Below are 20,619 nucleotides of genomic sequence, written 5' to 3'. Positions count from 1 at the left end.
GAAGATTCAATCCACTAATATCAGCCATACTACCAACAAGTAATAATTGATGAATTGGTTAAAAGCAATACACCCAAACCTTTGGCATGCCATTTGATTTTTTATAGATGAGATGTCACAGCAAAGAAGAGTCTACTAATTGTATAATCCGCTTTATAACAGCATTTTTCGATTATAGTTCGAAAATAAGAAACATCTCTCCCTCCTTTTCATTTTGATAAAAACGAACTGAAATGAAAAGGTGGTTATGAAAATAAAAACAAGAATAACCGTATTAAAAAACAAGAAACAATGAAAGTCTGTAAATTTGGTGGAACCTCTGTCGGTTCTGTAGAAAGAATGAAGAATGTAGCAAATCTGATTAGTGATGATCATCCTAAAATAGTTGTACTCTCCGCCACAGCAGGCACCACAGACCATCTGGAGAAAATAGTTTCGTACATCTTCAACAGAGAAATAGACGAGGCTCACAACGAAATCACTAAGCTTGAATTCTATTTTGTGGATTTTGCCAACAAATTATTAAAAGATGATTGTATAAAGCGACAAGCCATAGATCATATTCTGGATCGCTTTCGCTTACTTTGGAATTTCACCCGCAACTCATTTACAGTTGCCGATGAAAAAGAAATAGTTGCACAAGGCGAACTCATCAGTACAGCATTAATGAGCTTTTATTTGAAAGAACAAAAAAAAAGCAATGTACTCCTTTCCGCTTTCGACTTTATGCGTATAGGCCCCGATGGTGAACCGGATATGGAATACATTGAAAAACATTTGTCGGAACTAATAAAGAAATACAAAGGAATTCCACTATTTATCACCCAAGGGTTCATCTGTAAAAACGCCTACAACGAAACAGATAACCTCAAACGGGGTGGAAGCGACTACACCGCTTCACTCATCGGAGCAGCTATCAATGCTGAAGAAATTCAAATATGGACTGATATAGACGGTATGCACAATAACGACCCGCGTATCGTAAAAAATACCACTCCCATAAAGAAACTGAGTTTTGAAGAAGCTGAACGTCTGGCATACTTCGGAGCAAAAATCCTCCATCCTTTTTGTATTGCACCGGCCCGTCAAAAAGACATTCCGGTACGATTGCTCAGTTCGATAGAACCTCAAGCCGAAGGCACACTTATTTCCAAAAGCCAAGACGATCGTATTATAAAAGCCATTGCCGCAAAGGACTCAATATTCTATCTTAAATTCGAATCCAATCATGCCTTGCGCCCTTATCTGTTCACCAGTAAGGTTTTCGACACATTTGCCAGATACCAGACATCATTGTGTCTGCTCACCTCCTCCAGTACCGATATTTCTATTGCGACGGACAACAACGAAGCATTGCCACGCATCATCCGCGAATTATCGAAATATGCAAACGTCACAGTAGAAGATCATATGTCCATCATCTCCGTCGTAGGTAACATGAAATGGCAATATACCGGATTCGAAGCAAAAATTATGGAAGCATTGAAAGACATCCCGCTACGCATGATCTCTTATGGGAGTACCAACAACGACGTATCCGTTGTTGTGAAAACCAGTGATAAGAAAAAAGCGCTACAAGCTCTCAGCAATTCTTTATTTGAGGATAAAATGCTTGTGTAGTTGGAAGTTGAAAATTGAGAGTTGGAAGTTAAGTGTTGGGAATTGAAAGCCGAGAACCTAAAAATTAGGGATCGAGAGCTGAAAGCTGAAAGTATTTTCCGTAGTTCATGAACTTTTTATATTTATTGAACGTTATTATTTCCAAAGGAAACTATTTACAATTAAAATAAATATGAAAATTATCATCATTGGAGGTGTAGCAGGTGGAGCAACCACTGCCGCCCGAATCAGAAGAATGGACGAAACATCGGAAATCATTCTCCTTGAAAAAGGTAAGTACATTTCTTACGCTAACTGTGGATTACCTTATTATATCGGAGATGTGATAACCGATCGTGAAAAGTTATTCGTACAGACTCCCGAAGCCTTTTCCGTACGTTTTCGTGTGGATGTACGTACAGAAAATGAAGTTATCTTTATCGACCGCAAGAAAAAAACAGTGACCGTACGTCTCAACAGTGAGGATACATACGAAGAAAGTTACGACAAATTATTGATCTCTACCGGTGCAATACCGGTCAGACCACCTCTGCCGGGGATCGATTCCGACGGAATCTTTACACTCAGAAATGTCTATGATACGGACCGGATAAAAAAATATATCCATGAACACCCTGTTCGTAAAGCAGTGGTTATCGGGGCCGGATTTATCGGTCTGGAAATGGCAGAAAACTTACATGCGTTGGGAGCTAAGGTCTCGATCGTAGAGATGGCCAATCAGGTAATGACTCCTATCGATTTCTCGATGGCTTCCCTCGTACATCAGCATCTGATGGATAAAGGGGTGAATTTATATCTGGAACAAGCGGTTGCCTCCTTTGAGAGAACAGGAAAAGAACTGAAAGTAATATTCAAAAACGGGCAATCGATTCAGGCGGATATCGTCATACTCTCCATCGGCGTACGTCCGGAAACGACATTGGCACGTGCTGCCGGACTGACAATCGGAGAAGCCGGCGGTATTGCCGTAAATGACTTCCTGCAAACCTCAGATGAAGCGATCTATGCAATCGGCGATGCCATTGAATACCACCATCCGATCACGGGAAAACCCTGGTTGAATTACCTCGCAGGCCCTGCCAACAGACAAGGCCGTATCGTTGCCGACAATCTTTTAGGAGCAAAAATCAAGTATGAAGGAGCTATCGGTACTTCCATTGCCAAAGTATTCGACCTCACCGTAGCGACCACCGGATTGCCCGGTAAACGCCTGCGACAAGCAGAAATAGCCTACGCCTCATCAACTACTCATTCTTCTTCACATGCCGGTTATTATCCGGATGCTACCCAGATGAGTATCAAAATCACGTTTGATAAAAAAAGCGGTAAACTATACGGTGCACAGATTGTCGGCTACGACGGAGTTGACAAGCGTATCGATGAATTTGCACTTATTATCAAACATCAAGGCACCATCTACGACCTGATGCAAGTGGAACAGGCATATGCACCTCCGTTCTCATCGGCCAAAGATCCGGTAGCCATTGCAGGTTACGTGGCCGAAGATATCATTGCAGAAAAAGTGAAGCTTGTTTATTGGCGCGATCTGCGCGATATCCGGCTGGAACACGAATTTCTATTGGACGTACGGACATCCGACGAATTCTCTTTAGGATCATTGCCGGGCGCAGTCAACATACCATTGGATGAAATACGCGACCGCATTGACGAAATTCCCAAAGACAGACCCGTATACGTGTTCTGTGCCGTCGGCCTAAGAGGATATTTAGCCTACCGTATACTTTCTCAGCATGGATACGATAAAGTGCGCAACCTTTCCGGCGGATTAAAAATTTATAAGGCGGCTACCGCACCCATTGTTCTGAACGAAGAAAATGACATTCAACACACTGATAATAAGGTAACTCCTACTACCGTCACCCCTTCTCCGCAGCCGTCAGCAAACACCGATTCATCAGCACGTGTCATTCGGGTGGATGCCTGTGGTATGCAGTGTCCCGGACCTATCCTGAAAATGAAAAAAACAATGGATACACTCACTCCCGGCGAACGGGTAGAGGTCATTTCCACTGATCCCGGTTTTGCGCGCGATGCGTCTGCATGGTGCAATTCTACAGGGAACAAACTGATTTCTAAAGAAAGTTCAGGTGGAAAATCGGTGGTGATTATTGAAAAGGAGGAACCGAAAGCCTGTAATCTGGTGACTTCCTGTGAAGGTAAAGGCAAAACTTTTATCATGTTCAGCGATGATCTTGATAAAGCATTAGCCACCTTTGTGCTGGCAAACGGTGCAGCAGCAACCGGACAAAAAGTAACTATCTTCTTCACCTTTTGGGGACTGAACGTTATAAAACGGCTTAGCAAGCCCAAAGTAGAAAAGGATATTTTTGGAAAAATGTTCGGTATGATGTTACCTTCCAGTTCACTAAAGCTGAAATTATCCAAAATGAGTATGGGAGGCATAGGAGGAAAAATGATGCGGTCCATAATGAAGCACAAAGGCATAGACTCACTGGAATCTCTGCGCCGGCAAGCATTGGAGAATGGTGTGGAATTTATTGCTTGTCAAATGTCTATGGACGTAATGGGAGTGAAAAAAGAAGAATTATTGGATGAAGTAACCATTGGCGGAGTAGCCACGTATATGGAACGCGCCGACAATGCGAACATTAACCTGTTTATATAAAAAAATAAATGAAAACAATATGCATAATGCGCGATATTTACAAAGCCCTCGCGGGCTTTGAAGCGCAGTTTGAAGAAGTATACGGTTTATCACTTAATGAAGCAATGATACTGTGTGCCCTGCAGGAAGCCCAAAAGGAGATGACATCCACAGATTTGTCTGCCCGTACTGAAATGGGAACTTCCCACACTTCTAAAGTCATCAGAACCGTGGAAGAAAAGGGATTGATAAAAAGAGCCTTAGGGGAAACGGATAAAAGACAAATGTATTTCAGTTTGACCCCGGAGGGGAAGAAACAATTGGAAGCCATTAACCTCGAAAAAGTGGAAGTGCCGAAAATACTCAAACCTCTTCTATAAATAATTTAAACTGGCTCTGAAAGCATGAGTGTAAACAGTAAAAATAGCACACATTCCATCATTTTTATAAGTCATTGTATATCAATATACTAAGACACGTCTTCTTTTTCTCTACGAGGAACTTACCGTTCCTCGTAGAGTTTCCCTTCGTTTTTCGTAGAGGAACAACGCCTTCCTCGTAGAGGAACACGACAAAGACTCATAAAATACAACAAAACGAACAAAAAACATCTATTCGTCCAGCCACTTTTGTATCTGCGAAATCACATGCATTCTCATGCTCTCCGGTAATGTGCTGATCCGTGCCAAATGGCTTCCACCGGGTTGAACAAACACCGACACATTTTTCTTCCCTTTTAGCCAAGTCACACCGGCGGCTGTCCAAGGATCATTTTGCCCGTAGATAAATATCATCTTCGGATCATTGTCCTTCAGAAAGTTCACTATTTTCCGACCAAGCTTTTTATGAAATTTCATATGCCGTAATTCTTTCGGAAGCATCAACCTCCGCAAATAATGCTTGCTGCTTTTAATAGAAAGATATTCTCTGAACGGTTCGATATCATAACCGTAGTATCCCAATTCACGGGCCGCTTGTACAAAGAAAGAAACATTCGGACTATCGCAAGTAAAATAAGACGGGTCACTGACATCCAACAAATGCCGGAATATCTCTTCGTCCGATGCCGCAGAGGAAGGGATATTACTCACTTCCGTCCCCCATTGCCAGAGTGCAAACGAATACTCCAGCACACAAAAATCATAAATTTCATCTAACGGGGCACGAAAGACATACTTCTTTTCAGTGCAATAGGTTTCGAAACGGGGTAATAACCTGCTTTTTCGTTTCAACACTTCCAACTGGAAATCTTCGACCTTTTTCCGCTCTTCGGCCGTAGAAACCTGCTGCAGAAACGGCTCATGCCTGCCGTCTTCCACGCCATAACAAAGCGGTGCTACATAAGGAACCGAAATATCCACATCGTCCGGAAAAAAAGCACGATACAATAAGGAAGTCTGCCCTCCTTTGCTAATACCCGTGCTTATCCATTTCCCCGGATACATCGTCTTAAATGCAGCAGTCACGGCATGCAGGTCTTTGGCAGAATTTTCGGCAGTCAGATACTTCCAGTCTCTCGGTTCCGGAGTAGACTCCAGAAAAAAGCGATGTTCTACAAATATCATATTTGCATTAAACAAGCGTGATAACTCCTCACGATAGCCCGGACGCATGGCATAAGCGGCTCCATATCCCTCGGTAACGATCACCGTAGGACGGTCGAATCCGACGTGTGCCACAATAACACGTTGATGAAACGAACCTTTTTTCGGATGACGATGATCCAGAGGTTGAGAGAAATAAATAACGTATTTCTCTACAAATTCAGTTGTTTCCAACGGTTTCACACGATCGACAAGAGCCATATTTTCCACTTTTTCCAGTAAACCGGCCTGTGCCGATAAACGGGCGGACAGAAGCAAAAGTGAAAAAAACCAAAGTACTGCATAGCAGCGAGGTAACTGTTTCATACGTATCCGATTTTTAATTTCGTACAAAGATAACCCCTTTCCGGAGATAATCCGGCCCATACTTTAACATTTTAACATTCACCTCTGCGAACCTTTTATAACAGAAGTTGTTGTTTCTATCAAAAGCCTAAGGTACCAGGGCAGGATTTTTTTATTTAACCTAAACATTATAAAAGATATGAAGAGATTAATTCCTATTTTATTGGCGGTCTTTGCGTTCGCTGCTTGCGAAAAAGACCCCGACATGGACAAATTGGACAATGATTATTTGGTGTATACCAATTACGACAAGAAGGCTAACTTCAAAGAGTTCACCACTTACTACTTGCCGGACAAAATTCTCGTGATCAGCGATAAAGAAGAACCGGAATATCTGGAAGGAGAAGCTGCACAAGAAATTCTCGCCGCTTATAAAAGCAATATGGATCAAAGAGGTTACACAATGGCGGCTTCTAAAGAAGAGGCTCAATTGGGTATACAAGTAAGTTACATCAAAAGCACCTATTTCTTCACCGATTACGGACAACCGGAATGGTGGTGGGGCTATCCCGGATACTGGGGCTCAGGCTACTGGGGCAACTGGGGTGGCGGATGGTATTATCCATACGCAGTGAACTATAGTTATAGCACCAACTCATTCATCACGGAAATTGTAAATCTGGATGCACCGGAAGGACCAAAGGAAAAACTGCCTATCTTATGGACAAGTTACATGACCGGCTTGGTTTATTCCAGCAATATGAACAAAGCACTCGCTGTGAAAGGTGTTAACCAGGCATTTACACAATCACCTTATCTTACTAACAAATAACAACTAACATTAGAAACGTTATGAAGACAATAAAATATATTTCCTTCAGAGTGTTGGCCATCGCAGCCCTCGCTCTCGTCTTTGCCATGCCGGCAAAGGCACAATTATCAGATAATGGATATGCGAATATCGACTGGCAATTTAATGTACCGTTAAGCAATGGATTTGCAGATGATGCAAGTGGCTGGGGTATGAACTTCGAAGGTGGTTATTTCGTAACCCCCAACCTGGGATTAGGCCTCTTCCTAAACTATCACACCAACCATGAATATGTAGGCCGTGAAACCTTTTCGGTAAATGGCGGTAGCATGACCAGTGACCAGCAACACACCATCTTTCAGTTGCCTTTCGGTGCAGCAGCACGTTATCAGTTCAACCGTGGTGGAGCATGGCAACCTTATGCCGGTGTAAAACTCGGTACAGAATATGCCAAAGTCCGCTCTAACTATAACATCTTTGAATCCAGAAACGAAAACTGGGGTTTCTACGTATCACCGGAAGTCGGTTTGAATGTTTACCCATGGGCTTATGGTCCGGGATTGCATCTGGCCCTGTATTATAGCTATAGCACCAACAAAGCCGACAACGTATTGACTTACAATGTGGACAAACTGAACAACTTCGGTTTCCGTATCGGATTGTCGTTCTAAATAGTGATAAATGATTAGTAATTAGTGATAAGTGATTAGTACCCTGCAGCATCATCGCGCAGCCCACTAATCACTTATCACTTTATCACTAATTGCTTATCACTAATCTCTTATCACGAACCACCACTTATTTGTCTACTTCATCGCCTTATAAAGTACTTCCTGTATTCGAGGACGAATATCCAACTCCATTAATTTGCGGTTTGTTGCATCAGGATAGGTACGATTACTTAAAAAAACATAGATCAGTTCATTATCCGGATCGACCCAGGCACAAGTACCTGTAAAACCGGTATGCCCATATACAGAGGCCGGTGCAGATTTTGTACAAGGACTTTTATCAGGAGTTTTCATATCCGGCTTATCAAAACCAAGCCCGCGACGGCTGATTTTAGAGACCTCGGTAGTAAACAACTTACAGGTTTCGCGGCTCAAATAACGATGCCCATCCAATTCTCCTTCATTCAAAAGCATCTGATAAATACGAGCTATCTCACGGGCATTAGAAAATAATCCGGCATTACCGCCGACTCCTCCCTGAAATGCGGCACACTCATCATGAACAAACCCCTGCAGTACACTTTTTCGCAAAAACCGGTCATTGGCCGAGGGAATAATCTCTGACTTCGGAAGACGGCGCAAAGGAAGATACAACGTACGTTCCAATCCCATTGGCGCATAAAATTCTTTCGCTAAATATTCATTCATCGGCATATCCGCCAACCGGTCCACCAAAAAACGCAAAAGGATAAAGCCGATATCACTGTAACGATATTGTTTGGTTTTCAACGGTATCTCCGATATCTTTTCCTGTAAAACCTGTACGAAAGACTTATTAAGCCATAAACTGTCACTAATCTGCAAACGGCATTCGGAAGTACGAACTTTGGAAGTCATTCCCGGCAAAAAACGGAAATTAGGATTCGCCCATGTAGTAGCTCCCAAGCGCAATGGGTGCAGTGCATCCCGCCGTGCAGAAAACAGACGTCCTTTATAACTCTCTTTATCAATAGCTTCGGGATAAAGAACGATTCCGGCAGGTAATCCGGATTGGTGCAAGAATATTTCACGAATAGTTATGTCCTTTTTATCGGTTCCCTGTAACCACGGTAAATAATCGGAGAGCTTATCCGATAAATTAAAACGTCCCTTATCATAGAGCTTCATCAAAGCTAACAATGTTCCGGTTGTTTTTGAAAGTGAAGCAATGTCATACACATCGGCCGAATGCACCGGCGCACTGCCTTTTCCTGCATGAGTACCAAAACAGCGGTCATACAAAATCTGCCCCTCTTTCATCACCACAATCTGACAGCCGGGATAAGCTCCTGCTTTTATTCCCATCCGGGCAATGGAATCAATACGATCGAGCATTACAGAAGACATGCCGTATTCTTCCGGTTTAAAATGAGGAGGGGTATGCAGAGTAATCGTCACCCCGGCTCCCGTAGCAAATAATCCGCCAAGACTGGCAGAAAGCCGGCCGTCTGCCGAAGCACGGGCAAAAAGGATATCGGCTACCTGCCGTTGTACATCCTGCCCCGTAGAATGTGCCAGTACAACGGCTTGTGCCGTCGAAACAGCACGATGTATCTGCAACATCATCTTTCCGGGAGTAAAGAAAAGATAAACCGTCGGGGGATTTTTTTTATCAGTAGCCAATCCGGCAAAAAAGTTCTGAAAAGGAGCCAGCCGTTGTTCGCTTACCGCAACAATAACACGGCGATAACTGGAAAGCGAGTCTCTCAAAACCCTTTCCTGCGCTTCTGTCATCCCTTTACGAAGACGGAAACGCACCAGTGACGTATATTTTCCCAACCTGCCGGCAAGTGCATCCGTCTCTCCGGCATCGCCCACTTCCAGCAGAGCCATAGGCGGCATTTCTTTATCAGCATGAAGCGGCAGGATGTGTTCTTTATTATTCAAAACAGTTATGGCAGCCAGATTCAAGCGGCGGATCAGATCACGCGTCTGAGGTGTGTTGATCCGGGTTCCCAAACCGGAAAGCTGTATATTCGGTTTTCGGCTAAGTCCAAGGGCATATTTATAAGTAAGTACTTTCCGGCATTTACGATCCAATTCCTCACGCGAAAATTCACCACGCTCTACCGCTCCGATCACGGCCGGTACTTCTGCTTTCAAGTTTCTCGGAGCGAGAACCATATCATTCCCTGCCTTCAAAGCCTGCAAACAAAGATCGGCATTACCCGAAACGCCTTTCATTGCAAGCGCATCTGTAAAAATCAACCCTCTAAAGGCTAATTCTTCCGTCAATAAGCCATATACCACATTACGCGAAAGGGATGAAGGCAACCCACTCAAAGGCTCGATAACAGGCACTTGGAGATGCCCTACCATCATACCGCTCAACCCGGCCCGTATCGCTTCTTTAAACGGATACAGTTCCACGCTATCCAAGCGTTCACGCGTAAAAGGCAAGACAGGCAATGCCTTATGAGAATCCACATCCGTATCTCCATGTCCCGGAAAATGCTTACAAACAGAAAGAACACGTCCACTTTCCAAACCACTGGCATAAGCAATCACCTTATCCGACACACGCACAGGGTCCTCACCAAAAGAACGATTATTGATAACCGGATTTTGCGGATTGATATTCACATCCGCCACAGGGGCAAAATTGACCTGTACACCAAGCTCATGGCATTGACGAGCCATTTCACGGCCATACTCATAAATCAACTGATTATCCTGTATACATCCCAATACCATATTGCGCGGAAAAAGCGGAGTACCGCGAAGGCGCATCGACAATCCCCATTCCCCGTCAAAAGTAATCATCAACGGAAGACGTGCCATACGTTGCGCCTGATTGGTGAGGATAGCTTGTGTTTGCATTTTTCCACCGGAAAATAAAAGACCGCCTACTTTATAAGTATCCACCGCTTCGCGCAACAGTGCCTGATTGGCCTTGGTATCTACCGGAGCAATGGTATAAATAAACAGTTGCCCTACCTTCTCTTTCAAGCTGAGCCGGTTCATCACCGAATCCACCCATTGCCGGCAATGCGGATCTTGTTCTGCTTTATAAAGAAGAAGAGGATGTACATTTGTCTGACCGTACAAAAACTCACCGAAGCAAAAAAGCAGTAGAGGTATCAGGTATTTCTTCATCTCATCTAAATATATGATTGGCAAATTATCAGTTTAGCATCCGTTCCCTTATTCCCGTTCAAATGTCAAATCTATTTTCCCGACAAAAATGCCATTCTTACCCGTATGCGATACAGGGATTGATTCACCGTCCAGATTTTGGAAAAAGACCGGCTCCTGCATAAAAGTATGGGAATGGCCGCCAAGTACGACATCGATATTTCGTGTTTGATGTACCAGCATCTCATCTTCTTTTATTCCAAGATGCGACAAACAAACTACAGCATCACACCCTTCCACGTCTTTCAACTTCGCAGCCACCTCATTCGCCACCGATACGGGATCTTTGAACACTACGCCTTCGCACTTATCGGCCTGTACGAGCCCCTCCATTTTTGCACCAAGCCCGAATACTCCTATTTTCAACCCGTCACGTTCCAATATGACGTACGGCTTCACAAGACCTTCGAGCGCAGTACCCTCCATGCCATAATTGGCACAAACGATTGGAAAATCAGCCATTTTAAACAAATGCGCCATGTTTTCCAAACCAAAATCGAACTCATGATTACCGATAGTGGCTGCATCGTATTTCATCAGGTTCAACATTTTAATTTCCACCTCTCCCTTAAAAAGGTTGTAATAGGGTGTACCTTGCGAGAAGTCTCCGCAGTCGAACACTAAAACATCGGGATTATTTTCACGGAACTGATCCAACAGGGCAGCCCGACGCACAAAACCACCCATGCCGGCATATTTGTCGGCAGCGTGTACATCGATCGGCTCGATGCGGCTATGGGTATCACTGGTTTGCAACAATGTAAGTGTTTTAGTCTGCTGTGCAAATCCCGGAAGAAGCGCACATAGCAGAAAGAATATGGTTATTGATAATTGATACCTTTTCATTATCTGGTTATTTTGTAAATTCGTTATTCATGATCATTTTACTGTAATTCTTCCTTCCATACGAGAAGTAATCTTCTTTCCGGCCTTTGTCTGCTGCTCCACATAATCCATGAACAGTCCACGTAAAGTAGCTCCGGGAGGACACTCTCTGTTCTCGGCTTTCACCAATGGGGTCATTCCGTCATTTCCATCGGCCAAGTAATCGATGGTAGCTATCGTGTACAGCTTGTTATCATCCACCGGTTTTCCTCCGATAGTACCGTTCAGCAGTTCACCGTCTTTAGTAATATCCAGGCGAACCCCACTTACTCCCTCACCCCGGCAGGCAGCAATGGATGCAAACAGTTCCTTCAAGACACTCCCTTTCACTGTCACGACACAAAGGGAGTTTTCGAAAGGCAATATTTCATAAATGTTTCCACAAGTGATTTCACCTTCCGAAAGTATATTACGTAACCCGCCCATATTCATCAATCCCATATCGGCAGGCTTACCCAATACCTGTACGGCAGCTTCTCTCAACACATCCGCCACCAGATTGGATAACAAACTCTCCGGCGCTCCTTTGTCCATCGTCATTTCACTCGTACCTACCACCCGGTACATCATGCTATCTACCGAAGCCTTATACGGAGCTAACAACGCCACAGCGTCCGTATCCGGATGTACGTCCCATATTGAATCGATTGTAATCATGCTTCCATCAATTCTTGCCAGTTTATAAGGTGACTGACAGGAAGCAAGCATCAGAAGCCCCGTTAGGGCCACTCCCGAAAAGAGCTTTGCATAAGTTTGTTTCATATACTGTTTTTTTAATCGTTCTACAAATATAGATAAAAATGTTGGTAGTGTGCCAAAAAATTCGTTACTTTGCACCGCTTTCGCGCAATCGCTGTTAGGAGAGAGTTGCCTGATATGTTGCGTTGTAACGATAAAACAATTTAATAATAACAACAATGGATTTAATTAAAATTGCAGAAGAAGCATTTGCTACCGGTAAACAGCATCCGAACTTCAAAGCAGGTGACACAGTAACCGTAGCATATCGTATCATCGAGGGTAACAAAGAACGTGTACAGTTGTACCGTGGTGTTGTTATCAAAATTGCTGGTCACGGTGACAAGAAGCGTTTTACAGTACGCAAAATGTCTGGAACAGTAGGTGTAGAAAGAATTTTCCCGATCGAATCACCGGCTATCGACAGCATCGAAGTGAACAAGGTAGGTAAAGTTCGTCGCGCTAAATTGTATTATTTGCGTGCACTTACCGGTAAGAAAGCCAGAATCAAAGAAAAAAGAGTTAACGGTTAATTCCGATAATCTCCAATTCGAGATAAAAAAGAGAAAGTTCCGTAAGGAATTTTCTCTTTTTTATTTTCCAATATTACAAGATAATGAATGTTAGTATTACAATTATGGCTTCGCGGTTATTGTTCCAGTTGCGAAGTCCAATTCCAATGTCGCAGTAGGCGCGTCTTTCAGCAATATACCCAATACATCACCTTGCCAATACACGAACAAGGCTTCAAAAGCAGGAATATAATGCTGTATACCCGCTACGCTCGAATTCCATTGACGTTGGGTTTCCCATGCTTTCTCTAAAACATCCAACTCCTCTTCCAAATCACCGGAAATAGTATATTTAAAATGATCTGTTCCCTCCAAATTATAGAAATTATTGATCATCTTATCCCTGTTTTTAAGTAGGAAAGTCACCACGCAGCCTTGCCTGACTGTATTAAGCGTTATTGTCTTTTTACTATCAACCACAACACCATCCATATAAGCTACACCAAAAGCATTATAAACACCTACATTTTCCACACATATAACTGAGAATCCTTTAGTCTGAGTATCAAATGCCAACCAATTAAATTCTTTATCTCCCCTCACAAAATCACTCACAACTACAACCCTATATTCTCCCGGCTCCAATTCTCCGGTGGTATAAGAGGCTACATCTTTTACGTTAGAAACATAACGAGTATCCTTCGCAACAATAGAAACTTCTTCTTCACCTTGCTTCAAGACCAAATAAGTAAAGCGAAGTTGAAGCCCATCTGTCAACTCACCTGTAAAAAGCAGATTCCCATCCACACTTTTCAAACCTTTCACAACATCATAAGCCGATGTATTAACAGTCAGCTTGATCGCGTTATCCTCCTCGTCTTCACAAGACACCAAGGAGATGCACACGCATAGACATAGGAACAAATAAAATAATCCTTTCATTTTTCTTTTTTTCATTGTATTAGATATATTAGTTCTACATAAAAAAATTGTTATCTAAAAATGCCCGGGCAGCCGCTCTTTCAAAGCAGACTAACGCACCATTGAGTTAAAAAACACCTCATATTTATAAACAATAAAAGGATCCATTTATTGTTATGGGTACAAATAAAATCCCCGGACAAACAAACAGTTCACCCGGGGCTTTAGCTATATGATATTGAATAATAACCCGCTTATTTTGAAGTTACCTTGCCGGTTGCAAAATCCAATTCAAGAACCACATCTTTTCCATTGCCCAATTTTATTTTATAAGTATCGCCTTGCCAACCCAACGTCATGGGGTCTATTACCGCTCCGGTAGCAGCACAATAATGCTGAACAGCTGTCATGCCGGCAGTCCACTTGTGTTGCATCGCTTCTGTTCTGTAGCTAAAATCGTCACCAAATTTCCCATAAGCCGTATAAGTAAACTTTTCCATAGTCAAAGTATATGAATCATCGGTCATCTTGTCCGTATTTTTAAGCAGGAAAGTAACCAAACCGCCTTTTCGCACTGTATTAAGCGTTATTTCTTTTTTGCTATCCATCACGATATCACTCATATAAGCTGTACCGAAAGCATTATAGACTCCTGCACTTTGCAGACACTCAACCGACAGGCCCTTATACTGTTTGTTGATCGAGACCTGGTTATATTCAATATTTCCCTTTACAAAATCACTCGTAACGATCACACTATAATCACCCGGTTCCAATTCTTCTGTCGTATACGAAGCAATAGCACTTATATTAGAGAGATAACGGCTATCGTTCGCAACAATAGAGACGTCATTGCCTGCCTGCTTCACAACCAGAAAAGAAACACGAATCCGGAGACCGTCGGACAACTCATCCGTGAAATACAGATCGCCTTTCGCATCTTTCAAATCTTTCACTACATCGTATACCGATGTGTTGATTGTCAGCTTGATCGCATTATCCTCTTCTTCACACGAAACCAATGATACACAAGCATATACAAGCGCAAACAAATAAAACAACTTTTTCATTTTTACTTCTTTATAATGTTAATAATATTACTTCGCCATATAATCCAGCACTGTGTAAGGCTTCCATTTGCCCTCTTTATCCTTTATCAGTTCCATGGTTTCATTTTCTATCGCTATATCTCCCTCTTTAAAATTTTCCAAGATTTTGCCAAACGGAGTGATGTTGGTGAGAACAACTGTATAGTGAGCATATCCTTTATTTTCCCCGACATACTCCTTGCTAATCACCTTGCCCACCTTCTCATTGGCTCCTCTCATCGCAACAAACGCCACGCTTCCCTGCTTTAAAGGTGTGCCTTTCAGGTATTTTTCACCTTCTGGAGTCAAGCCGACAATGATACGATAAATCGCTCCTACCCGTTCCCTCTGCTCCACAGTAATCAAACCTGCTTCCTGCAAAGCTAAAAACTGTTCCATTTTCAGATTGCGCTCTCCCACAGATCCGTATTTAATGGTAGCCGATTCATCGAAAGTTACATCCCCTATCGGAAGATAGGCTGCTTTATACGCGGCTTGATCCGGTGTGGTACCTCCCAAAGTTAAAAGTGCATTTCCAGTATCTTCTATTACCCGATCAGATACTTTACCATCTCCACAAGATACCAGTAGGTAGAAACCTGCCAGCATCAACAAATAATTAACTGCTTTCATAATTTACAATTATCAGATTAAACAAAGATCTTATCAAGCTCTAAACAAATGCTTTATATCCTATTAAAGCATTGATAATATCATTAATTTATTTTAAAATAGGATATTGCAAAGATAGTATATAAGCAAACACTGACCTGTCACCCAAAAGGGTGTTTTTATTACCTAAAAAGACAAATACATCATAAAGTCCATACATACAAAATGACAACAAAAGCCCCGGACAAACAAATGTTCGCCCGGGGCTTTATTACCTTTATATAATAATGAAGTAGACTCTTAAAAAGATTACAAGTCTTTCAACTCCCAAGCCAATGCACTGGCACCCAGCACAGCAGCATCAGAATCTTTTAATTCGGAAACCAATAGCTTGGTTTTACCTTTATAGATATTAAGCAAATTATCTTCCATTGCTTTATGGATCGGTTTCATGATATAATCACCCGATTTTGCAAGACCACCGAACAACACAATTGCCTCCGGACTGGAGAATGCAATGAAATCTGCCAAAGCCTCACCAAGTATAGTACCTGTGAACTCAAAAATCTCCTGTGCCAATTTATCACCCTGCACTGCTGCATCATATACATCTTTGGAAGTAATGTTTTCTGCAGGAATATTACGCAAAAGGCTGGCATCCGTGCGTGCAGCCAAGAATTCACGAGCCGTACGGGCTACACCTGTAGCCGAGCAATACGTCTCCAGACAACCTTTACGTCCGCAACCGCACATACGTCCCGTACCGCGACGAACAATCACATGGCCCAACTCACCGGCAAAACCATCGTGACCATAAACCATCTGTCCGTTAATAACAATACCGCTACCGACACCTGTGCCCAATGTAATCATGATAAAATCCTTCATACCACGCGCAGCTCCATAGGTCATTTCACCTACACCGGCCGCATTGGCATCATTAGTCAAAGCCGTAGGGATGCCAAGACGTTCTTCAAACATGGCAGCCAAAGGAATAATACCTTTCCAAGGCAAGTTAGGAGCGAATTCGATTGTTCCGCTATAATAGTTTCCGTTAGGAGCACCGATACCGATACCTTTTATTTTTTCAACGCCACCTTGTGAGATGATAAGAGGAAGAAGATTTTTACATACTTCATCTACATATTCTTCTACTGTTTCATAAGCCTGAGTTTTTACAGAGCCGCTTGCAATAATAGTACCGCGTGCATCTACAATACCAAAGACAGAGTTTGTTCCGCCTATGTCAATACCTACTACGTAGGGTTTTTCCATGTTTGAATTCATGATAGTTCGTTTAAAAGGGTTAGCTTATTAATAATTTATTGCACACAAATTACGTAAAGAAGATTGAGTCTACAAAATGTTTTTTTAAAAAACTTCACTCTGTTTGCAACTTTTCGTATCTTCCGTGCGTCTAATAGGAGAAATTATAAGAAAAGCCAAACTAAATAAAAGAAATTGTGATACACCTCAAAGACATTAACAAGACTTACTACAATGGAGCTCCCCTCCATGTGCTCAAAGGTATCAACCTCGACATAAAACGTGGAGAGTTCGTTTCTATCATGGGAGCATCAGGATCGGGAAAGTCTACCTTACTAAACATACTGGGCATTCTTGACAACTATGATACCGGTGACTATTACCTGAATAACGTACTGATAAAAGACCTCAGCGAAACCAAAGCTGCAGAATACAGAAACCGGATGATAGGATTTATCTTCCAGTCCTTCAACTTGATTTCTTTTAAGAATGCTGTGGAGAATGTAGCCCTGCCACTATTCTACCAAGGAGTAAGCCGCAAAAAAAGGAATACCCTGGCATTGGAGTATCTGGATAAGTTGGGGTTGAAAGATTGGGCGCATCACATGCCAAACGAGATGAGTGGCGGGCAAAAACAACGCGTTGCCATTGCCCGCGCATTGATCACCCAACCCCAAATTATCTTGGCTGACGAACCGACCGGTGCGCTGGACAGCAAGACTTCCGTCGAGGTAATGCAAATATTAAAAGACCTCCACAAAACGGGAATGACCATCGTAGTAGTGACACATGAAAGCGGTGTAGCCAATCAAACGGATAAAATTATTCATATCAAGGACGGAATCATCGAACGGATTGAGGAGAACCTCGATCATGATGCATCTCCTTTCGGCCAACACGGAATAATGAAATAAGAAAAAAGAAAGGATTTACGATTAGACAATTGGCAATTTCCGATTAAAAATAGTCTTTGTTTGTTCATCTCTTTCCCATCTCAAAATATAAACCGATAATATCAATCGTAAATCGTAAACGTACCTATGTGTTCAAAGATTAAACAATGGTCATGACCGTAGGGAATAAATCTAAATAAAATCATGTTTGACATTTGGCAAGAAATATATGGTACCATCAAACGGAACAAATTGCGCACATTCCTCACAGGATTTGCCGTAGCATGGGGCATCTTTATGCTTATCGTACTGTTAGGGGCAGGCAACGGGCTGATCCACGCGTTCGAACAATCGTCTTCGGAACGGGCCTTGAATTCTATCAAGATATTTCCCGGGTGGACTACCAAATCGTATGAAGGGCTGAAAGAAGGACGAAGGGTTAAGCTGGATAACAAGGACTTAGACATAACCAAAGAACAGTTCCAAGAAAATGTAATCGAAGTCGGTGCAACCTTATATCAAAATAGTACCAATCTAAATTTTGGTAAAGAATATGTCAACCTAAGACTAACAGGAGTATTCCCGAATTTCCCGGAAGTAGAAACGGTAAAACTATCCAAAGGACGGTTCATTAATGAGATAGACATACGACAATGCAGGAAGGTGATTGTTCTCAATACCAAAACAGCCGAAATCCTTTTCGATAAAACTCATACAGAACCTATCGGACAAAACGTAAAAACAGGGGGGATTATCTATCAGGTAGTAGGGCTGTATAAAGACCAAGGAGACAACAGTTCAAGTGATGCATATATTCCTTTTACAACTCTACAACTCATTTATAATGAAGGAAATAAAGTAAACAATATCATTTTCACCACCAAAAATCTGAAGTCAATAGAAGACAACAAGGCTTTTGAAACTCAATACCGCAAAGTATTAGGAGCCCACCACCGCTTCGATCCTACTGACGAAAGTGCCATCTGGATATGGAACCGGTTTACCAATTACCTGCGCAACATGGGAGCCATGAATATGCTTCGGATAGCTATTTGGGTGATAGGTATCTTCACACTGCTGAGCGGAATTGTAGGAGTCTCGAATATCATGCTGATTACCGTAAAAGAACGAACCCGGGAATTCGGCATCCGCAAAGCATTGGGAGCAAAACCACGGTCTATCTTATGGCTCATTATCGTAGAGAGCGTTGCAATCACTACTTTTTTCGGATATATAGGAATGGTCAGCGGCATTGCAGTAACCGAATGGATGAACAGCGCTTTCGGAAACCAGCAAATGGATAACGGTATGTGGTCGGAAACCGTATTCTCTAATCCGACGGTAGATTTGGGAATTGCCATACAAGCCACTCTGACATTAGTCATAGCAGGCACTTTAGCCGGATTCTTCCCTGCCCGGAAAGCAGTAACCATCAGCCCGATAGAAGCGCTCAGAGCAGACTAATAATGTGCCAATTATTCAATGTGCCAATATGCCAATGGAAAAAATTGGGAAATTAGGAAATTGAATAATTGAATAACAAATTAAATAACTAAGTAATTAACCGTGCGCAGCCAATTGACACATTGGCACATTAGCACATTGGCAAATTATTCAAGATGCGAATAGACATAGACACGTGTGAGGAAATCCTTATCACGATAACAAGAAACAAAACCCGGAGCCTGCTTACGGCATTCGGAGTATTCTGGGGTATTTTCATGCTCGTGGCACTCATTGGAGGCGGACAGGGTATGCAAAATGCCATGCAGGTGCAGTTTGAAGGATTCGCCACAAACTCCGGTTTTGCATGGCCGCAGAAAACAGGCGAGGCCTACAAAGGATTCCGTAAAGGACGCTGGTGGAGCTTAAATATCGACGACATCGAACGTATACGCAAAAATGTAGACGGGATCGAGCTTATCACCCCTTCCATTGCCCGTTGGGGCTCTAAATCGGTATATGAAGACAAAAAATTCGATTGTATCGTGAAAGGACTACATCCCGAATATGAAAATATCGAAGCACAAGATATTTCCCTCGGGAGATTTATAAATGATGTGGATATACGCGAAGCGCGCAAAGTATGTGTCATCGGGAAACGTGTGTATGAAAGCCTGTTTACACCGGGCACCGATCCTTTGGGAAAATACATTCGCGTAGACGGAATTTACTATCGTGTCATCGGATTATCGGTGGCAGAAGGAAATATCAGCATCCAAGGGCAATCATCCGAATCTGTTATATTGCCTTTTACAACCATGCAACGGGCTTATAACCTGGGACGTAACATAGAGTTGGCCTGCTTTACTGTCAAACCGGGTTTGAAAGTGACAGATATACAGCCGGAAGTAGAACGTATTATCAAAGAAGCACACTTCATATCACCGGATGACAAACAAGCCATCATGGTATTAAACACAGAGGCTATGTTTTCAATGATGGATAACCTATTCACAGGTATACGCATTCTTATCTGGATGGTAGGATTGGGTACTCTGTTAGCAGGAGCCATCGGGGTATCAAACATCATGATGGTAACAGTGCGCGAACGTACTACCGAAATCGGTATTCGCCGTGCGATCGGTGCCCGTCCCAAGGATATACTCCAACAGATTCTTTCTGAAAGCATGGTGCTTACCACAATAGCCGGAATGATGGGAATCTCATTTGCCGTATTAGTACTTCAAGTGATGGATATGACCATCACCAGTGACAGTGGGAGGTCTTTCGGCTTCCAGGTTACATTCGGTTTGGCTGTGGGCACTTGTGCATTATTAATCACATTGGGCATGCTGGCAGGACTGGCACCCGCCTACCGGGCAATGGCCATTAAACCGATTGAAGCCATCCGTGACGAATAATCACAATTGGCAAATCAAAGAGAGATAAAAAAGAAAAATATAAAATCAA

General features: G+C 42.6%; 16 protein-coding genes and 2 pseudogenes. 10 read left to right on the top strand and 8 right to left on the bottom strand.

Annotated features, from left to right (window positions below):
- Nucleotides 1–291: 291 nt before the first annotated feature.
- From QVP90_RS12100 to QVP90_RS12090, 4 genes and pseudogenes are all read left to right on the top strand, one after another.
- The gene (locus QVP90_RS12100) at nucleotides 292–1,620 is read left to right on the top strand and encodes an aspartate kinase (RefSeq protein WP_021936576.1); all 1,329 of its coding nucleotides are present in this window, start codon (nucleotides 292–294) and stop codon (nucleotides 1,618–1,620) included.
- A 172-nt stretch (nucleotides 1,621–1,792) separates the two neighbouring features.
- Nucleotides 1,793–3,461 (top strand): annotated as a pseudogene (locus QVP90_RS12095) (FAD-dependent oxidoreductase); the annotation flags it as partial.
- An 83-nt stretch (nucleotides 3,462–3,544) separates the two neighbouring features.
- Nucleotides 3,545–4,267 (top strand): annotated as a pseudogene (locus QVP90_RS19965) (DsrE/DsrF/DrsH-like family protein); the annotation flags it as partial.
- Nucleotides 4,268–4,275: 8 nt separating this feature from the next.
- The gene (locus QVP90_RS12090; protein WP_264380971.1) at nucleotides 4,276–4,626 is read left to right on the top strand and encodes a MarR family winged helix-turn-helix transcriptional regulator; all 351 of its coding nucleotides are present in this window, start codon (nucleotides 4,276–4,278) and stop codon (nucleotides 4,624–4,626) included.
- A gap of 231 nt (nucleotides 4,627–4,857) precedes the next feature.
- On the opposite strand, the gene QVP90_RS12085 is transcribed toward QVP90_RS12090, so the two are convergent.
- Nucleotides 4,858–6,156, bottom strand: coding sequence for a S28 family serine protease (locus tag QVP90_RS12085; RefSeq protein ID WP_021936573.1), 1,299 nt, complete (start codon nucleotides 6,154–6,156; stop codon nucleotides 4,858–4,860).
- A 178-nt stretch (nucleotides 6,157–6,334) separates the two neighbouring features.
- On the opposite strand from QVP90_RS12085, the gene QVP90_RS12080 reads away from it, so the two are divergent.
- Together QVP90_RS12080 and QVP90_RS12075 are read left to right on the top strand one after the other, a co-directional pair.
- A complete protein-coding gene (locus QVP90_RS12080) occupies nucleotides 6,335–6,967 on the top strand; it encodes a DUF4136 domain-containing protein (protein WP_021936572.1) in 633 nt (210 codons plus the stop codon).
- Between the two features lie 20 nt (nucleotides 6,968–6,987).
- Nucleotides 6,988–7,617: a porin family protein gene (locus QVP90_RS12075; protein ID WP_021936571.1), complete on the top strand. Its 630-nt coding sequence runs from the start codon at nucleotides 6,988–6,990 to the stop codon at nucleotides 7,615–7,617.
- Nucleotides 7,618–7,752: 135 nt separating this feature from the next.
- On the opposite strand, the gene QVP90_RS12070 is transcribed toward QVP90_RS12075, so the two are convergent.
- The 3 genes from QVP90_RS12070 to QVP90_RS12060 are packed head-to-tail and all read right to left on the bottom strand — an operon-like array spanning nucleotide 7,753 to nucleotide 12,438.
- Nucleotides 7,753–10,752 (bottom strand): glycoside hydrolase family 3 N-terminal domain-containing protein, encoded by a 3,000-nt coding sequence (locus QVP90_RS12070; RefSeq protein ID WP_021936570.1) that lies wholly within the window; start codon nucleotides 10,750–10,752, stop codon nucleotides 7,753–7,755.
- 48 nt (nucleotides 10,753–10,800) lie between these two features.
- Nucleotides 10,801–11,637: a bifunctional metallophosphatase/5'-nucleotidase gene (locus tag QVP90_RS12065; protein WP_021936569.1), complete on the bottom strand. Its 837-nt coding sequence runs from the start codon at nucleotides 11,635–11,637 to the stop codon at nucleotides 10,801–10,803.
- A 33-nt stretch (nucleotides 11,638–11,670) separates the two neighbouring features.
- Entirely contained in the window at nucleotides 11,671–12,438 is a 768-nt protein-coding gene (locus QVP90_RS12060) for a 5'-nucleotidase C-terminal domain-containing protein (protein ID WP_021936568.1), read from the bottom strand.
- A gap of 155 nt (nucleotides 12,439–12,593) precedes the next feature.
- Here QVP90_RS12060 and rplS point away from each other — a divergent pair, with 155 nt between their 5' ends.
- Nucleotides 12,594–12,947 carry a 50S ribosomal protein L19 gene (gene rplS, locus QVP90_RS12055; RefSeq protein ID WP_005926460.1) on the top strand — a complete coding sequence of 118 codons (354 nt, stop codon included), beginning with the start codon at nucleotides 12,594–12,596 and terminating at the stop codon, nucleotides 12,945–12,947.
- A gap of 102 nt (nucleotides 12,948–13,049) precedes the next feature.
- Here the strand turns inward: rplS and QVP90_RS12050 are convergent, their stop codons facing one another.
- From QVP90_RS12050 to QVP90_RS12035, 4 genes are all read right to left on the bottom strand, one after another.
- A complete protein-coding gene (locus QVP90_RS12050; protein ID WP_264380114.1) occupies nucleotides 13,050–13,883 on the bottom strand; it encodes a hypothetical protein in 834 nt (277 codons plus the stop codon).
- 218 nt (nucleotides 13,884–14,101) lie between these two features.
- Entirely contained in the window at nucleotides 14,102–14,917 is an 816-nt protein-coding gene (locus QVP90_RS12045; protein WP_021936566.1) for a hypothetical protein, read from the bottom strand.
- A 27-nt stretch (nucleotides 14,918–14,944) separates the two neighbouring features.
- Nucleotides 14,945–15,568: a hypothetical protein gene (locus QVP90_RS12040; protein ID WP_021936565.1), complete on the bottom strand. Its 624-nt coding sequence runs from the start codon at nucleotides 15,566–15,568 to the stop codon at nucleotides 14,945–14,947.
- Nucleotides 15,569–15,856: 288 nt separating this feature from the next.
- On the bottom strand, nucleotides 15,857–16,834 hold the full coding sequence (locus tag QVP90_RS12035; RefSeq protein WP_005926469.1) for an ROK family protein: 978 nt from the start codon (nucleotides 16,832–16,834) through the stop codon (nucleotides 15,857–15,859).
- A gap of 176 nt (nucleotides 16,835–17,010) precedes the next feature.
- Between QVP90_RS12035 and QVP90_RS12030 the strand changes: the two genes are divergently transcribed.
- The 3 genes from QVP90_RS12030 to QVP90_RS12020 all read left to right on the top strand — a co-directional run bounded on the left by QVP90_RS12030 (nucleotide 17,011) and on the right by QVP90_RS12020 (nucleotide 20,570).
- Nucleotides 17,011–17,727 (top strand): ABC transporter ATP-binding protein, encoded by a 717-nt coding sequence (locus QVP90_RS12030; protein WP_021936564.1) that lies wholly within the window; start codon nucleotides 17,011–17,013, stop codon nucleotides 17,725–17,727.
- A 183-nt stretch (nucleotides 17,728–17,910) separates the two neighbouring features.
- Nucleotides 17,911–19,170, top strand: a complete 1,260-nt coding sequence (locus QVP90_RS12025) for an ABC transporter permease (RefSeq protein ID WP_007478881.1) — start codon at nucleotides 17,911–17,913, stop codon at nucleotides 19,168–19,170.
- A 155-nt stretch (nucleotides 19,171–19,325) separates the two neighbouring features.
- Nucleotides 19,326–20,570 (top strand): ABC transporter permease, encoded by a 1,245-nt coding sequence (locus tag QVP90_RS12020; protein WP_005926479.1) that lies wholly within the window; start codon nucleotides 19,326–19,328, stop codon nucleotides 20,568–20,570.
- Nucleotides 20,571–20,619: the final 49 nt, after the last annotated feature.

The organism is Bacteroides sp. CAG:189, assembly GCF_000432295.1.
GTDB classification, from domain to species: domain Bacteria; phylum Bacteroidota; class Bacteroidia; order Bacteroidales; family Bacteroidaceae; genus Bacteroides; species Bacteroides salyersiae.
Note: the sequence above shows the minus strand (reverse complement) of the source record. Positions and strands in the feature narration are given on the sequence as shown.

Excerpts from the sequence above, each read along its gene's own strand:
- QVP90_RS12100 (WP_021936576.1), top strand. The coding sequence starts at position 292 with ATGAAAGTCTGTAAATTTGGTGGAACCTCTGTCGGTTCTGTAGAAAGA.
- QVP90_RS12090 (WP_264380971.1), top strand. The coding sequence starts at position 4,276 with ATGAAAACAATATGCATAATGCGCGATATTTACAAAGCCCTCGCGGGC.
- QVP90_RS12085 (WP_021936573.1), bottom strand. The coding sequence starts at position 6,156 with ATGAAACAGTTACCTCGCTGCTATGCAGTACTTTGGTTTTTTTCACTT.
- QVP90_RS12080 (WP_021936572.1), top strand. The coding sequence starts at position 6,335 with ATGAAGAGATTAATTCCTATTTTATTGGCGGTCTTTGCGTTCGCTGCT.
- QVP90_RS12075 (WP_021936571.1), top strand. The coding sequence starts at position 6,988 with ATGAAGACAATAAAATATATTTCCTTCAGAGTGTTGGCCATCGCAGCC.
- QVP90_RS12070 (WP_021936570.1), bottom strand. The coding sequence starts at position 10,752 with ATGAAGAAATACCTGATACCTCTACTGCTTTTTTGCTTCGGTGAGTTT.
- QVP90_RS12065 (WP_021936569.1), bottom strand. The coding sequence starts at position 11,637 with ATGAAAAGGTATCAATTATCAATAACCATATTCTTTCTGCTATGTGCG.
- QVP90_RS12060 (WP_021936568.1), bottom strand. The coding sequence starts at position 12,438 with ATGAAACAAACTTATGCAAAGCTCTTTTCGGGAGTGGCCCTAACGGGG.
- rplS (WP_005926460.1), top strand. The coding sequence starts at position 12,594 with ATGGATTTAATTAAAATTGCAGAAGAAGCATTTGCTACCGGTAAACAG.
- QVP90_RS12050 (WP_264380114.1), bottom strand. The coding sequence starts at position 13,883 with ATGAAAAAAAGAAAAATGAAAGGATTATTTTATTTGTTCCTATGTCTA.
- QVP90_RS12045 (WP_021936566.1), bottom strand. The coding sequence starts at position 14,917 with ATGAAAAAGTTGTTTTATTTGTTTGCGCTTGTATATGCTTGTGTATCA.
- QVP90_RS12040 (WP_021936565.1), bottom strand. The coding sequence starts at position 15,568 with ATGAAAGCAGTTAATTATTTGTTGATGCTGGCAGGTTTCTACCTACTG.
- QVP90_RS12035 (WP_005926469.1), bottom strand. The coding sequence starts at position 16,834 with ATGAATTCAAACATGGAAAAACCCTACGTAGTAGGTATTGACATAGGC.
- QVP90_RS12025 (WP_007478881.1), top strand. The coding sequence starts at position 17,911 with ATGTTTGACATTTGGCAAGAAATATATGGTACCATCAAACGGAACAAA.
- QVP90_RS12020 (WP_005926479.1), top strand. The coding sequence starts at position 19,326 with ATGCGAATAGACATAGACACGTGTGAGGAAATCCTTATCACGATAACA.